This is a genomic window from Tunturibacter gelidoferens (assembly GCF_040358255.1).
GTDB lineage: Bacteria > Acidobacteriota > Terriglobia > Terriglobales > Acidobacteriaceae > Edaphobacter > Edaphobacter gelidiferens.
Genome location: NZ_CP132938.1, coordinates 2091278 through 2105765, shown reverse-complemented (window position 1 = coordinate 2105765; position 14488 = coordinate 2091278). Strand labels below are relative to the sequence as shown.

The following is a 14488-nucleotide window of genomic DNA, read 5'->3' as shown; positions in this document are numbered from 1 at the left end:
TACTGACGACAGCGTCGCAATCAGAAACAACCTGAAAGCTAGCTGCTCAGCCTTGTAGTTATATTTACCCAATCTATTCAGTTGTCAAAAATCATGGAGCGATTCGCATTGCTGCGCAATCACTTCGCGCCCTAGGGCGGCTTGAGCATTCCCGCTCAAGGTTCAATCTCCGCAGCGCGGGGACTCAACCTCAAGCAGACATCGCTTGTACTACATATCGAACATGCCAATCGAGAAGTATGGTGGAGCTGAACGGGATCGAACCGTTGACCCCCTGCTTGCAAAGCAGGTGCTCTCCCAACTGAGCTACAGCCCCTTGATGATCAGATCTACTGACCGTCGGGATAAAGGTGGTGGGCCTGGGTAGATTCGAACTACCGACCTCACCCTTATCAGGGGTGCGCTCTAACCAACTGAGCTACAGGCCCGACTCTACAGCACCAGACCCTAGCTTATCAGCAAGGAGCCTGATGCGCAGGCTGCTCTGTTGTTGACTCCGAAGAATCAAGAATCGAGCTCTCTCGAAAGGTTTCGAGGACACAGTTGAACGTGCATAGCGGCTACGCCGCTATTGACCATCGGTGTTGACAGATATCGAAAAAAAGAAGGTCTAGTTCAGGCTCATCGAGATTTGCCGAAGCCTATCAAGATGGTTCTCGACAACGTCACTCTATGCTCAACTTGGTCGCAAAACCAAGCTGCCTGCAATCGCAGGACGCTAGAGTGTGTCGAGGCGTTCTCTTTTAGAAAGGAGGTGATCCAGCCGCAGGTTCTCCTACGGCTACCTTGTTACGACTTCACCCCAATCATGAATTACACCTTGGGCGGCTGCTCCCTTGCGGTTAGCGCACCGACTTCTAGTGCAACCCACTTTCGTGATGTGACGGGCGGTGTGTACAAGGCCCGGGAACGTATTCACCGTGGCATGCTGATCCACGATTACTAGCGATTCCAGCTTCATGGAGTCGAGTTGCAGACTCCAATCCGAACTGAGGCCGGCTTTTTCCGATTAGCTCCCCCTCGCGGGTTTGCAGCGGTTTGTACCGGCCATTGTAGCACGTGTGTAGCCCTGGACATAAAGGCCATGAGGACTTGACGTCATCCCCACCTTCCTCCCCGTTATCCGAGGCGGTTTCGTCAGAGTGCTCAACTAAATGGTAGCAACTGAAGATAAGGGTTGCGCTCGTTGCGGGACTTAACCCAACATCTCACGACACGAGCTGACGACAGCCATGCAGCACCTATATAGCGGTCTATTGCTAGACGCCGACGTTTCTGCCGGATTCCACTACATTTCGAGCCCAGGTAAGGTTCTTCGCGTTGCGTCGAATTAAACCACATGCTCCACCGCTTGTGCGGGCCCCCGTCAATTCCTTTGAGTTTCAGCCTTGCGACCGTACTCCCCAGGCGGATTGCTTATCGCGTTAGCTTCGGCACGGCAGGATTGGGTACCTGCCACACCAAGCAATCATCGTTTAGGGCTAGGACTACCAGGGTATCTAATCCTGTTTGCTCCCCTAGCTTTCGTGCATCAGCGTCAGTTATGGTCCAGTGAGCCGCTTTCGCCACAGGTGTTCCTTCCGATATCTACGCATTTCACCGCTACACCGGAAATTCCACTCACCTCTCCCATACTCAAGCCCGGCAGTTTCTTGTGCAGACTTCGGGTTGAGCCCGAAGATTTCACACAAGACTTGCCAAACCGCCTACGCACCCTTTACGCCCAATAAATCCGAACAACGCTTGCCCCCCTCGTATTACCGCGGCTGCTGGCACGAAGTTAGCCGGGGCTTCTTCTATGGGTACCGTCATAATCTTCCCCATCGAAAGGAGTTTACATACCAAGATATTTCATCCTCCACGCGGCGTTGCTGCGTCAGGGTTTCCCCCATTGCGCAAAATTCCCCACTGCTGCCTCCCGTAGGAGTCTGGACCGTGTTTCAGTTCCAGTGTGTCCGTGCGCCCTCTCAGGCCGGATACCGATCATCGCCTTGGTGGGCCATTACCCCGCCAACTAGCTAATCGGCCGCGACCTCCTCCCCAAGCGCATTGCTGCTTTGACTCGTAAGTGTTATGCGGTATTAGCTAAGATTTCTCTCAGTTATTCCCCACTCGAGGGTAGATTAGTCACGTGTTACTCACCCGTGCGCCACTTTACTCAGGTATTGCTACCCTTTCTCGTGCGACTTGCATGTGTTAGGCACGCCGCCAGCGTTGATTCTGAGCCAGGATCAAACTCTCGTTTAATCTTGGTTTGCTTGCCGCACATCGACAGGGGTCGGTGCGGATCAAGCGCCCCCGGTGCTCGAAAACACCCGGAGGTTTATAACTAGTGAGAATGACTAAACCAAATTTCGTATCATCTCACGACTGGCACGTTCAACTATGTTGTCAAAGATCCGGACTGCATCCACCTAAGCGGGCAGCTTTGGATCAAGGACTGAATCGGCATAAGCCATATTCGTGTCCTCGAACTTGATGCGCTGTTGTCGTCTGTGTTTGCTACCTACTTCTAGCTCTCTCTGTGGCCTTGTTTCGGCTCTGCGAGGTGCCATTCAGTAGCGTGTGACGTTTTAGCGAACTTTTCGAGATTATCAACCTTCATCTCGCTTGTCAACACTTATTCTTATTTCTTCAAGCTTTATTCGGCTCGAATACTAGATAGGAGTTCGACAATCATCCGCTCAGCACAAAATATCAAAACATCGTGACGTTCGAAAACGAACGCAGAGCACTTAGCTCCTGGTATTTCCAAATCGACTGCAGTGGCTTGGGTTTGGATTGCCGGTAGGCCGTTAGGCTCTAAACCGATATCAAACGCTTGGACTGCGCTCCGTCTTCCCTTGTTACTTGCTCTTGTGTTGCCAGAGCCAAGGTGCGAAGCAGTGTTGCTTTACTTCTCACCTAGAGTATCGTGCTTTTCGTCTCTGTGCAAGCTTTATGCTTATCACTTCGTTTCTTGCCGTATGTCTCTTTGCGACTTCCTGAGATTATCAGCGACTAGGCCTCTGCGCAAGCGCAAGGCTGTGAATAATCTCGGTTTCCTGTAGAAAAGTTGTTTTCGTCCAGTAAATACGCGGGTAAGAAATGTTCATTTATTTGCGTGTTGACTGCGATTGCTCCTAGAAATTTGTTTATCACCGCCGGGGCGGGGGTCCACGGTCTAGAATCGTTCCACTATGGAAGCCAATGAAGTCTCGGAATTTGCCAATCAGATGAAGGAGTCGGGAGAGTCCGGCGGGGAGTCGTTGAAGAGCATCTCGCTTGGGATCTCGATCCTGGCGGTGCTGGTTGCGATGGTCACTGTGCTTGGGCATCGCACTCACACCGAGGCTGTGCTTATGCAATCGCGCGCTGGCGACCAGTGGAATGAGTACCAGGCGAAGAAGATTCGCATGGATAATCTGGCGGTCACGCTGGATCTTCTTGCGATGGAGCCTACCGTCAACGCAACTGCTACTGAAGCAAAGCGTAAGGAATATGAGGCTCACATCGAGAAGTGGAAGGAAGATCTCTCCGAGGAGCAGGATAAGGCTCGTGAGTTCGAAGCTGAGGTGACTCGGGCTGAGGCGAAGGCCTCTCGTTATGATCTTGGAGAGGCGTTACTGCAGATTGCGGTGGTTTTATGCTCGATAACCCTATTCACCCGCAAACGGGCCTATTTTCTTCTTGGGCTCTCACTTGGGGCAGCCGGGATCATTGTCGCGGTGTCTGCGTTGCTCGTTCACTAGATCTAGCCCTTCGAAGGCTGGTTGGCGTCATGAGCCTACCGTCCGGTGAGGTACCCCCTGGGGGGTATTTTCCGATAAGCCACTTATTTTCAATATCTTACGCTTTAAACGAAATTGCAAAATATTCATTCCAAAAGAGTTAGACGCAAATACGTCTTTCTAAAGCAGTTACCGGTGAATGCAAAAAAGCCCCGATGACTGTCGGGGCTTTTCTTACCTTCCAATTCCATTATAGCGATCTGGTGATAACTCATACGCCACGTGGATGTTGATGACTGGATGGGACTTATGGTTTCCGGGGGCTTGACAGGGTGAGAACTTACGCTTGGCGGTCAATAGGAGATGGCCCGCGCTGCGTAGTGGCGCTGAGCGAAATACAGGGATCTCTCCGCTGCGCAACGAACGATGAAGTGTTCGTTGCTTCGGTCGAGATGACGTGTTCTAGGTGGTTGAATGAGCGTTGAGAAGGCGCGCGAGCGTATAGGCAACCGCTGCCGCGGCTCCGCCGATGAGGACGGTCTGGAGGGCGCTGCGCAGCCAGCCGGTGCCTACCAGCTTCCCCTTCAGAGCTCCGAAGACTGCGAGGGCGATGAGCGTGATGACGACGGAGAGTTTGAGTGCGGTGAAGTTGTCCGCCACGAGCATGTAAGGCAGAAGCGGGATGAAGCCACCGGCGATGTAGGAGATTGCGATTGTGAGTGCTGAGCGGTGAGCACGGTTCGCGGCGGGCTCTTCGAGGCCCAGTTCGAAGCGCATCATGAAGTCGACCCATGCGGTGGGATTCTCTTTGAGTGCATTGAGGACTGGTGTCGCACTGGCGCGATCGACGTCGTAGTGCTCGAAGATCTCGTAGATCTCTTCTTCTTCGTCGCGGGTGCGTTCGACGATCTCTCGTTCTTCGCGGAGGCGTTCGGAGACGTAGTGTTCGGCATCTCCGCGGGCGGCGAGGTAGCCGCCGAGGCCCATTGCGATGGAGCCAGCGGCTATTTCTGCAAGACCGGCGAGGACGACGATGTGCGAGGAGGCGACTGCGCCGGAGAGTCCGGCGGCGAGAGCGAACGGTACAGTGAGGCCGTCGGAGAGGCCGATGACGATATCGCGAACGGCCTCGGAGGATTCGAAGTGGCCTTCGATGTGGGGGCCGTGGGTGTGGGGTGCGTGGGCTACCTCATGCATTTGGGTAGTGTAGTGCAGCTATTGCGCAGGAAGAAAACAACCCTTGAGCTTTGGCGGTTGTACCGGATGTTTTGCGGACGCCTAGAGTCTTTCGCGCTGGGAGATCGTCTGTATGAGCATTGGAGTCGAGATAAAAGGCGAGGCGGTGGCGGGAGATGAGACGGCGGCGGATTGGGCCCTGTGGAACGGTGATGCTGCTGATGGTTGCGGCAGTTCTACCGTCGACAGTGCGCGCTCAGCAGGGGAATGACGACCCCGGGGACGGCCCTGTCTTTGCGGGTGGGCAGATGGTACGCGGGACTGTGACGACCGCGACCGCCGACCATTTGACGGTGAAGACCGAGGCGGGCGAGGTGTACCAGGTTGTTTTCTCGGCAAATACGCGAGTGAGCAAGGACCGGCAGCCGGTGAAGGTTGCAGATATCAAGGCGGGCGATGGTGTGGGGGCGATGGGCGTGCTCGACCCTGCGACGAAGACGGTACATGCCGTGTTTGTCGGCGTGATGGACGCCGAACAGGTGAAGAAGGCACGGGAGGGTATGGGTAAGGTCTATATCACTGGGAGGGTGACGGCGATCGATATGGACGCGCTGAAGCTGACGGTGTTGCGTCCGGATGGTGTGACCCAGGTGATTGGGGTGGATGAGCAGACCTCGTTCAAGCGCGGCGGCCGCGGGATGGGGATACTTGCGAGCGGTGCGGGAGTGACCGAGCTGGGGCCAGGGGGTGGAAGAGGGAGCGGTGCGGGAGCGGGCTCCGGAGATAGAGCAGCCGGGGAGAGTATTACGCTCGCGGATGTGAAGGTTGGAGATGCGGTAGCGGGACGAGGGGCGCTGAAGAATGGGTTGTTTGTGCCGACGGAGCTGGGGGTGTCTGATGCTGCGTCGGTGGCGCGAAGGCGAAGACGCGAGCTTGATGGCAGCGGGTCTGCTGCGGCTCCGACGGGGGCTGCTGCTCCGGCGAAGACCGGCGCGGTTCCACAGTAGTGCGAGCCATGAGTTGTCGGGCGATGGAGCGAGGCGAGGTAAAGGTGCGGGGATCGATTCGATGGATGGCGTTGGGCCTGGCGTTGGTTGGGAGTGCGTGGGGGCAGACTGTGACGCCGACTCAACCGGCTACGCCGGCGGTGACCCAGAATGGGGGGGTGCCTGCTGCGGTTGAGGCGAGTGGCGGGACGATTACCGGAACGGTGAAGGCTGGAGCGGTTCCCTTGCCAGGAGTTGCTGTGACAGCAAGCAACACCCTGACCGGGAAGAAGTATGCGACGACAACGGACGTGAATGGTGCGTTTGCAATGACGGTTCCACGCAACGGCCGCTATGTGGTGAAGACGGAGCTGGCGGCGTTTGCAACGGAGACGAAGGAGGTTCTAATCAACGCTGCCGGACAGAATGGCGGCAAGCCGGCGCAGGTGGCGGAGTTTGGGTTGCAGCTGGCTTCACGGGTGCAACAGCAGGAGGAGCGGCAGACGGCGGCAGCGAGTGCGGGAGTTGCGCGTGGATTGCAGGCGTTAAGTGTGACGGGAGATGCGTCGGGGTCTGCGGATGCGACGGCGGGCGGAGGAAACGCTGGGGCTCAACTTCCATCGTTGTCGGGGCTGGGCGGAGGCGAAGCGGCGGCCAGCGATTCGGTCACTGTGAATGGTGCTGTGGGGCAGACAAATGGTCTTGCGGGATATAGCGAAGACGACATCCGGGAGCGGGTGCAGGATGCGATTGCACAGGCGCAACGGCAGGGTGGAGCGGTTGGCGATATCGCAAATACGGTGGCGGGGATGCTGGGCGGAATGATGGGTGGGGGAGGATTTGGCGGCCCGGGCGGAGGATTCGGGGGACGGGGCGGAGGTGGTGGAGGGGGACGTGGTGGAGGCGGTGGGGGAGGAGGGTTTCGAGGATTCAATCCTACGCAGCCGCATGGAGCGGTGTTCTATCAAGGTGGCAACGGTGCGTTGGATGCGACGAACTTTTCGCTGACGGGCGCGCCTGTGGTGAAGCCGAGTTATAGCTCGAACAGGTTTGGTGTGAGCTTTACCGGGTCGCCGTTTATTCCGGGAGTGGTGAAGGCGAGTACAAAGCAGTTCGTCTTCTTCAACCTGACGGGGCAGCGGAATACGACACCTTCGAATCTGTACGGCACGGTGCCGACGCTGGCCGAGCGGAGCGGAGATTTTTCGGGGCTTACCAACACAGTCGGCGGCGTGACGACTCCGGTGACGCTGTATAACCCTGCGACGGGGCAGCCATTTTTGAATAATCAGGTGCCTGTGTCTTCGCAGGCTGCGGCGCTGCTGAACTATTTTCCCGCACCGAATATCTCGGCGACGGGACGACAGGGGTACAACTACCAGACGATTACGACTGCAGGAAACAACGCTACGACAGCGGCGTTGCGATATGTGCGGAACTTTGGGCAGAACAATACTTTTGGAGGCGGACGCAGGCAACAGCAAGGGAGCGGACCGGCGACGCTGCGGCAGAATATCAACTTTAATGGGAGCTATTCGCATACAGCTGCAGATAATCGAAATATCTTTTTGCCGCTGGGTGGTACGACTGAGACGGACGGGTACGGCGTGACGGCGGGCTACACGATTGGATATGGGAAGCTGACCAACAATGCTTCGATCAACTGGAATCGATCGCACGCTACGGCGCGTAATTACTTTACGAATGGCGTCAATCCGCTGGATGGGACGGGCATCAGTGTTCCGAAGCCGGTGATTGGCGGGGAGCCGGGGATCTATAACGGACTGCCGAGTGTGGGGATCTCGAACTATACCGGGTTGACGCAGGCGCTGCCGAGCGATGCGGTGAATCAAACGATCTCGTTCTCGGACTTTGTGAGTTACAGATATAAGAAACACAACATGCGGTATGGAATTGATATTCGTCGGGTGCATGCGGATACGGTGGGCGGGACGAATGTGGTGGGGTCGTTTACGTTTACGGGGTACGCGACTCAGAATCCGGCGAGTGGGTGTACGCCTTCGTCGACGGTGACGTGTCCGGTGTTGTCGCCGAGCGGGTATGGGCTGGCGGATTTTTTACTGGGGTTGCCGCAGCAGTCGGCGATACAGGCGGCGACGCAGAAGACGTATCTGCGAGCGAATGTTTTTGACTGGTATGCGCAGGATGATTGGCGGGTGCTGGCGAATCTGACGCTGAACTATGGGTTGCGGTATGAGTATTTTTCGCCATACGTTGAGAAGGACAATCGGCTGGTGAACCTGGATCATAATGCGGATTTTTCGGTGGTGATACCGGTGTGTCCAGTGGCGATTGCGGGGGCATGCGGAGCGGGGACGGTGCGGTCGCTGGTGAATCCGGATAGGAATATGTACTCGCCACGTGTGGGGTTTGCGTATCGGCCGAAGCTGAAGATCTTCAAGGACACGGTGGTGCGCGGTGGGTATGGGATCAACTTCAACACGGGGCAGTATGCGACTCTGGCGAGGAATCTGTCGGCGCAGGTGCCGTTTGCGCTGACGCAGACGAACGTGGTGGGGCAGACGGGATGCTTGCCGACGACGTTGACGCTGGCGAATGGGTTTGGCTGCTCGACTACGCCGGTGCAGAACAACTACGCGGCGAATTTGGACTACAGGCTGGGGCATGTGCAGGTTTGGAACCTGGATATCCAGCGGACGTTTCCGCTGGGGATCGTGGCGAATATTGGATACAACGGGGCGAAGGGTGGAGAGCTCGATATTGTGCGGGCGCCGAACCGAACTGCGACTGGCGTGCTGAATCCGGGGGCACAGCCGTACAACTATGAGGATTCGCTGGGGTTTTCGCGGTTCGAACAGCTGAGTGTGAATGTGAGGAAGCGGCTGCAGAAGGGAGTTTCGCTGCAGGCGACGTATCACTATGGGCACTCGATTGACAATGCTTCGTCGATTGGCGGGACGACGGTGGTGCCGGCGCAGAACGATATGGATTTGAATGCGGAGGAGGGAAATAGTTCGTTCGACGTGCGGCACCAGGTGACGGGAAACTGGGTGCTGGAGCTGCCGTTCGGGCCGAATCGGGCTTTCCTGACGAAGGGGGGATTCTGGTCGCGGGCGCTGGACGGGTTTTCTCTGTCGGGCGACTTTACGTTTGCTTCGGGGACTTACTTTACGCCGCACTATGTTTCGACGGTGGCGGAGACGGCTACGGGGACGAACAATACTCTGCGACCGGACAGGGTGTTCTCTGAGCCGATTCCGGGGAGGGGAAATATTCTGAACTGGTTCAACACGGCGGCGTTTACGGCTCCAGCGAACGGATATGGAACGGCGTCGCGCGGGTCGATCGAAGGGCCGGGGATCGTGGCGGTGGATGCTTCGCTGTCTCGGACGGTGGCACTGGGGGAGACGCGGTCGTTTGAGGCGAGGGTGACGGCGAATAATGTCTTCAACACGGTGCAGTACTCGGGGATTGATACGACGTTGAACTCGCAGACGTTTGGGCAGGTGACCTCAGCGGCGGCGATGCGGCGGTTGACGGTGCTGGCGCGGTACCGGTTTTGAGGAGCGGGGCGATGAGTTTGCGACGGGCCTTAGGTTTGCGAATGGTGGCTGCGACTCTGGTGGGCGTGATTGCAGGGATGCCCGTGGCTGGATGGGCGCAGCAGCCGGACCAGTCGGGTGGCTTCACGCTGAAGGTGCAGAGCGATATCGTGCTGACCAACGTGGTGGTTCGGGACAAGAAGACAGGCGAGGTGGTAAAGGGGTTGAAGGCGAGCGACTTTACGATTCTGGAGAATGGAAAGCCGCAGAAGATTGAGAGTTTTGACTATCAGAATGTCGATGAAGCCGCGGTGCTGCGGGAGAAATCTACCGTCATCGGGAAGGCTACGATTGCGGATCTGGTGAATGGCGAGTTTGCCGCTAATCCGGCATCGCTGCGGGATCACCGGTTGATCGTGATGTTCTTCGATTTGAGCAGCATGCAGCCGGAGGACATCGACCGGGCGGTGGAGTCTGCGCAGGACTACGTGAAGAAAAAGATGCAGCCGGCAGATCTGGTGGCGTTGGTGAGCATGGCCACTGGTCTCAGCATGGATCAGGATTTTACCTCCGACAAGGTGGCCCTGCTGAGGGGTTTGGGCAAGTACAACGGAACCGAGGGGACGGGGTTTGCAAATGGGAACGAGGGAGGCAACTCGGGTGGGACGGCGGATGATGCTTCGAGCTTTACCTCGGACGACAGCGAGTACAACGCGCTGAATACGGATCGCGAGCTGTATGCGATCCGGACGATTGCGAAGAGTCTGGAGAGGGTGGATCAGAGGAAGAGCCTGTTGTACTTCAGCGGTGGGTTGACGCGACAGGGGATCGAAAACCAGGCGAGTATGCGTGCGGCGACGAATGAAGCGGTGAAGGCCAACATGGCGATCTACAGCGTGGATTCGCGCGGGCTGGAGGCTCTGCCACCGGTGGGCAACGCGTCGACTGGGAGTTTGCGAGGGACAGCGGCTTACAGCGGAGGCGCGATGCAGAGCCAGCTGGATGCGAACTTTGGCTCGCAGGAGACGTTGGCGACGCTCTCCTCCGACACGGGCGGGAAGGCGTTCTTTGATTCGAATGATTTTGCGCCTGCGTTTCAGCAGGTGCAGCATGACACAGAGGCTTACTACATCGTCGGTTTCCGGTCGACCAATACGGCGCGGGATGGAAGCTTCCGACACCTGACGGTGAAGCTGAATCGCACCGATGTGAAGCTCGACTACCGGCCCGGATACTACGCTCCGGCAGACTTTCAGCACCAGAAGACAGAAGACCGGGAGCAAGCCTTGATGGAGGAGCTGCGAAGCGATCTCCCGGCGACCGATTTTGCGGTGTATCTGCAAGCGTTGTACTTCCGGATGGGGGATAACAAGTTTTTTGTTCCTGTGTCGCTAATCATTCCGGGGTCGCAGATCCACAGCGTGAAGAACGGCGACCGGGACAAGGCAAATATCGACATCATCGGCCAGGTGAAGAACGCTGAAGGGATCGTCGTCGGGAATGTTCGCGATACGGTGAAGCTGGCGCTGGATGCGGCGCAGCAGGTTCAACAGAAGAAGATCCAGTATTCGACGGGCTTTACGCTGGCTCCCGGGAGATACCACCTGAAGTTTGTGGTGAGGGAGAACCAGACGGGAGCGATGGGGAGCTTCGAGACCGACCTGCAGGTGCCGGATCTGAAGAAGATTCCGCTGAAGCTGAGCTCGATTGTACTGTCGAGCCAGCGGGTGCCGAATACGGCGAAGAAGACGGCTAGCCCGCTGGTGCGGGACGGGATGGAGTGGATTCCGAATGTGCCTCATGTCTTTCGGCAGGATCAGCATCTCTACTTTCTGTACGAGGTGTACGACCCGGCGAAGGAGAGGGGTTCGCCCGAACCTGCGAGTTCTCCGGGTTTGACGCGGAGGGAGGGCGGACCGGTAAGGGTGCTGACCAGCATCGAATTTCTGATTGGGGGCGTGAAAGTGTATGAAACGCCGCTAGTTGAGGCCAAAGCGGTTAACATTCCCGAGCGGGGCGCCGTGGCGTTCCAGTTCGATGTGCCGCTAACACCGCTGAAACCTGGGACCTATGTATGCCAGGTGAACGTGATCGATGATGCCGGTGGAAGCTTCAGCTTTCCCCGGATGGCGATGAGGGTAGAGCCGGGAGCCGCGCCGGTTGTGGCTCCTGCAGCCGCTACTGGCGCGCCGGTTACCTCTGGTGGTCCTATGAAACCCTAGCGAAGTGGCTATTGACAGTGATAAATGCGAGGCCGATGATGATGGCGAATTAGTGAGGTCCTCGTATGAGACCGCAACTTCGCTTGACTCTTCTCCTCCCTGTTCTCGGTTTGGTGCTTTCCAACTCTCCCCTGACGTCGCAGAAGCTTTCGACATCCGCTACCCCCGACGCGGCTCGCGATTTACGACATCAAAGCGCAGACTGGTTCGCGATCGAGCCGCATCTCCCTGATCCGGCGACTGCGAGCCCGCAAAAACTGGAGATAGCTGGCGACGTTCTGCGCGCGCGGCGTTTTCCGGAAGATGCCCTGGTCTATTACGGCTATGCCCTGCAGCGCGGCGGCCCGGAGCAGGAGCTGTTGATTCGAATGGGGGTCACAGAGCTTGATCTGAGGCACATCGAGGTTGCGCGGACTTATTTCCAGCGGGTGGTTCATCTGCAGAAGAAGAACGCACAGGGATGGAACAACCTTGGGGCGGCCGAATATGTGGAAGGGCGCTACGGGAACGCTGTCTCCGACTACAGCAAAGCGATCAAGCTGGACAAGAAGTCCGCGATCTATCACTCCAACCTTGGAACAGCTTACTTTGAAGAGAAGGACTTCGAGAAGGCGCGTCGACAGTTCGATATCGCGCTGACACTGGATCCGGACATGATGCAACACCACGGAGCGAGCGGAATAGAGGCTCACATGCTCTCGCCAGCGGATCATGCGCATTACTGCTTCGAGATAGCGAGGCTCTATGCTCATCGCGGCGATGAAGAGAATATGCTTCGCTACCTCACGCTTTCCAGTGAGGGCGGATTCGACGTGCTGGGATCGATGAATTCAGACGAGGTGCTGGCGAAGTATCGCAAAGATCCGCGCGTGATAAGCCTGGTGCGGAACGCGAATGCTCTGCGGAATCAGAAGACCGCGGTTGCCGATGCGCGCAACGGTGGTGTTCCACCACTGCTGCCACAGATCCCCAACTGAATTGGGATTGACCTATTTGTAAGGGCAGTGACGACAATCTGAGTTACAACAGTAGCCGCGCTTGAGATGGTAGGCGGCCGTGAATACGAGGTATGGGCCTTCGTAGTAGAAGTCTTCGGGCAGGAGTTCCTGAGGCGCGTCGTCAGAGGGTGGAGCAGAGGGTGGGATGACGACGGGTTTGATGGAATCCTGCATTGATCGAGTCCTGCATTGCTGACATAATCCTAGATCAGTTTGAGACCTGCGGGTGGGGCGACTGCGGGGCTTCATTTTCAAAAGAGGGTCTGGGATGGATCGTCGTACTTTTTTGAGGAGTTCCTTTGCCACTGGAAGCGCCGCCCTGTTTTCGAGCCCTGGGCTGGCGGCGAGTTCAGCGACGTTGCAGGACCGAGTTCCGGGGTCCTTAGCAGAATCTGAGATTGAAGGTGCGCACTTCCCGGATGGATTTTTGTGGGGGATGGCTTCGGCGGCGTACCAGGTAGAGGGCGCGTGGAACGTCGATGGGAAGGGCGAATCGAACTGGGATCGGTTCGCGCACACGGTTGGAAAGGTGAAGGGTGGGGCTAAGGCCGACGTCGCCTGCGACCAATATCACCTCTACAAAGACGACATCGCGATTCTGAAGCGGCTCAATCAAAAGAGCTATCGGTTTTCTACGTCGTGGTCACGGGTGCAGCCGAGTGGAACGGGACCGGTAAATCAGAAGGGTATCGACCACTACAGTCGGCTGGTCGATGCGTTGATGGAAGCCGGGATTCGCCCGTTCTGCACCATCTATCACTGGGATCTGCCGCAGGCGCTTGAAGACCGCGGAGGGTGGCCGAACCGCGATCTGGCGTCATATTATGCGGATTTCGCAGGGATTCTTGCGAAGCATTTGGGCGATCGGATCACGACGTGGGCTCCCTTCAACATGCCGTGGACGTTTACCTACTATGGCTACGGAGTCGGTGTCTTTCCTCCGTGCAAGTCGGACTTCAATCAGTTTCTCAAGGCTGCGCATACGGTGAACCTAGCGCAGGGCGAGGCGTTTCGCGCGATCAAGGCGGCGTCGGCGAAGGCTACTGTGGGCAGCGCTTACGGGATGGCCCCGGCGTATCCGAAGACCGACAGTGAGGCGGATCGAGCAGCCACGGCGCGGTATCACGCGATGAACAACCTCTACTTTTTAAATCCCGCGATGCATGGGGAGTATCCCAAGGCGTTTGTTGGCGCGACGCCGTATGAGGCGATGGGATTCAAAGCGGGCGATGAGAAGATCATGAAGGTTCCGCTGGATTGGGTTGGGTTCCACTACTACACCCGGCGAGTCGTATCGAATGCTAGCGGGAGTGCGGGGGTTGGGGGACACTTCGGCACGGAGACCGAGGGTGAGGGAGGAGGGGCAGCACGTGATCCGCTGACGCAGATGCATGTGGAGATGCCGACCGAGGGGCCGTTGACGGAAGCTGGGCTGGAGATCTGGCCGCGTGGCATCTATGACCTGGTGACGCAGATCTCGCGGGAGTTCAACCACCCGATTATCGAGATCAGCGAGAATGGCTGCTGCTATCTGGATGGGCCTGATGCCAGTGGGCGGGTTCCTGATGCGCGGCGGATTGCGTTTCATCGGGAGATTCTGGCCGAGTTGGCGCGGGCAATTGCGGATGGAGCGAAGGTTCGTGCGTATCACGCGTGGAGTCTGGTCGATAACTTCGAGTGGGCAGACGGATTCACGCAGCGATACGGGTTGACTTATGTCGACTTCCGCGATCAGAGGCGGATCGTGAAGGATTCGGGACTCTGGTATGGGCGAGTTGCGGGCTCGAATCGGCTCACTTGAGGAGTAGCTCGGTGGGTGAGCTTTCAATGGAGAAGCCTCGCGTGGTGTGGCTCGCGGGAGGCTCTTATTCG

8 protein-coding genes, 2 tRNA genes and 1 rRNA gene are annotated in these 14488 nt (G+C 57.3%); 6 read left to right on the top strand and 5 right to left on the bottom strand.

Annotated elements, in window-relative coordinates; all coding sequences use genetic code 11:
* Window positions 1–240: 240 nt before the first annotated feature.
* The 3 genes from RBB81_RS09315 to RBB81_RS09305 form a co-directional block, all read right to left on the bottom strand.
* A tRNA-Ala gene (locus tag RBB81_RS09315) sits at window positions 241–316 on the bottom strand.
* A 35-nt stretch (window positions 317–351) separates the two neighbouring features.
* Window positions 352–428 (bottom strand) — tRNA-Ile (locus tag RBB81_RS09310).
* Between the two features lie 319 nt (window positions 429–747).
* A 16S ribosomal RNA gene (locus tag RBB81_RS09305) occupies window positions 748–2247 on the bottom strand.
* 932 nt (window positions 2248–3179) lie between these two features.
* On the opposite strand from RBB81_RS09305, the gene RBB81_RS09300 reads away from it, so the two are divergent.
* Complete coding sequence (locus tag RBB81_RS09300; protein ID WP_179581661.1) at window positions 3180–3731, top strand: DUF4337 domain-containing protein; 552 nt, start codon at window positions 3180–3182, stop codon at window positions 3729–3731.
* A 441-nt stretch (window positions 3732–4172) separates the two neighbouring features.
* Here the strand turns inward: RBB81_RS09300 and RBB81_RS09295 are convergent, their stop codons facing one another.
* On the bottom strand, window positions 4173–4907 hold the full coding sequence (locus tag RBB81_RS09295) for a VIT1/CCC1 transporter family protein (RefSeq protein WP_179581660.1): 735 nt from the start codon (window positions 4905–4907) through the stop codon (window positions 4173–4175).
* Window positions 4908–5062: 155 nt separating this feature from the next.
* On the opposite strand from RBB81_RS09295, the gene RBB81_RS09290 reads away from it, so the two are divergent.
* The 4 genes from RBB81_RS09290 to RBB81_RS09275 all read left to right on the top strand — a co-directional run bounded on the left by RBB81_RS09290 (window position 5063) and on the right by RBB81_RS09275 (window position 12595).
* Window positions 5063–5893 carry a hypothetical protein gene (locus RBB81_RS09290; RefSeq protein ID WP_353073483.1) on the top strand — a complete coding sequence of 277 codons (831 nt, stop codon included), beginning with the start codon at window positions 5063–5065 and terminating at the stop codon, window positions 5891–5893.
* An 8-nt stretch (window positions 5894–5901) separates the two neighbouring features.
* Window positions 5902–9417 (top strand): TonB-dependent receptor, encoded by a 3516-nt coding sequence (locus RBB81_RS09285; RefSeq protein ID WP_353073482.1) that lies wholly within the window; start codon window positions 5902–5904, stop codon window positions 9415–9417.
* A gap of 11 nt (window positions 9418–9428) precedes the next feature.
* Window positions 9429–11618 (top strand): VWA domain-containing protein, encoded by a 2190-nt coding sequence (locus tag RBB81_RS09280; RefSeq protein WP_183789614.1) that lies wholly within the window; start codon window positions 9429–9431, stop codon window positions 11616–11618.
* Between the two features lie 65 nt (window positions 11619–11683).
* Window positions 11684–12595: a tetratricopeptide repeat protein gene (locus RBB81_RS09275; RefSeq protein ID WP_353073481.1), complete on the top strand. Its 912-nt coding sequence runs from the start codon at window positions 11684–11686 to the stop codon at window positions 12593–12595.
* Between the two features lie 12 nt (window positions 12596–12607).
* On the opposite strand, the gene RBB81_RS09270 is transcribed toward RBB81_RS09275, so the two are convergent.
* A complete protein-coding gene (locus RBB81_RS09270) occupies window positions 12608–12790 on the bottom strand; it encodes a DUF5522 domain-containing protein (RefSeq protein WP_353073480.1) in 183 nt (60 codons plus the stop codon).
* A 94-nt stretch (window positions 12791–12884) separates the two neighbouring features.
* Between RBB81_RS09270 and RBB81_RS09265 the strand changes: the two genes are divergently transcribed.
* Window positions 12885–14417, top strand: coding sequence for a glycoside hydrolase family 1 protein (locus RBB81_RS09265; RefSeq protein ID WP_353073479.1), 1533 nt, complete (start codon window positions 12885–12887; stop codon window positions 14415–14417).
* Window positions 14418–14488 lie beyond the last annotated feature (71 nt).

Excerpts from the sequence above, each read along its gene's own strand:
- RBB81_RS09300 (WP_179581661.1), top strand. The coding sequence starts at position 3,180 with ATGGAAGCCAATGAAGTCTCGGAATTTGCCAATCAGATGAAGGAGTCG.
- RBB81_RS09295 (WP_179581660.1), bottom strand. The coding sequence starts at position 4,907 with ATGCATGAGGTAGCCCACGCACCCCACACCCACGGCCCCCACATCGAA.
- RBB81_RS09290 (WP_353073483.1), top strand. The coding sequence starts at position 5,063 with ATGAGACGGCGGCGGATTGGGCCCTGTGGAACGGTGATGCTGCTGATG.
- RBB81_RS09285 (WP_353073482.1), top strand. The coding sequence starts at position 5,902 with ATGAGTTGTCGGGCGATGGAGCGAGGCGAGGTAAAGGTGCGGGGATCG.
- RBB81_RS09280 (WP_183789614.1), top strand. The coding sequence starts at position 9,429 with ATGAGTTTGCGACGGGCCTTAGGTTTGCGAATGGTGGCTGCGACTCTG.
- RBB81_RS09275 (WP_353073481.1), top strand. The coding sequence starts at position 11,684 with ATGAGACCGCAACTTCGCTTGACTCTTCTCCTCCCTGTTCTCGGTTTG.
- RBB81_RS09270 (WP_353073480.1), bottom strand. The coding sequence starts at position 12,790 with ATGCAGGATTCCATCAAACCCGTCGTCATCCCACCCTCTGCTCCACCC.
- RBB81_RS09265 (WP_353073479.1), top strand. The coding sequence starts at position 12,885 with ATGGATCGTCGTACTTTTTTGAGGAGTTCCTTTGCCACTGGAAGCGCC.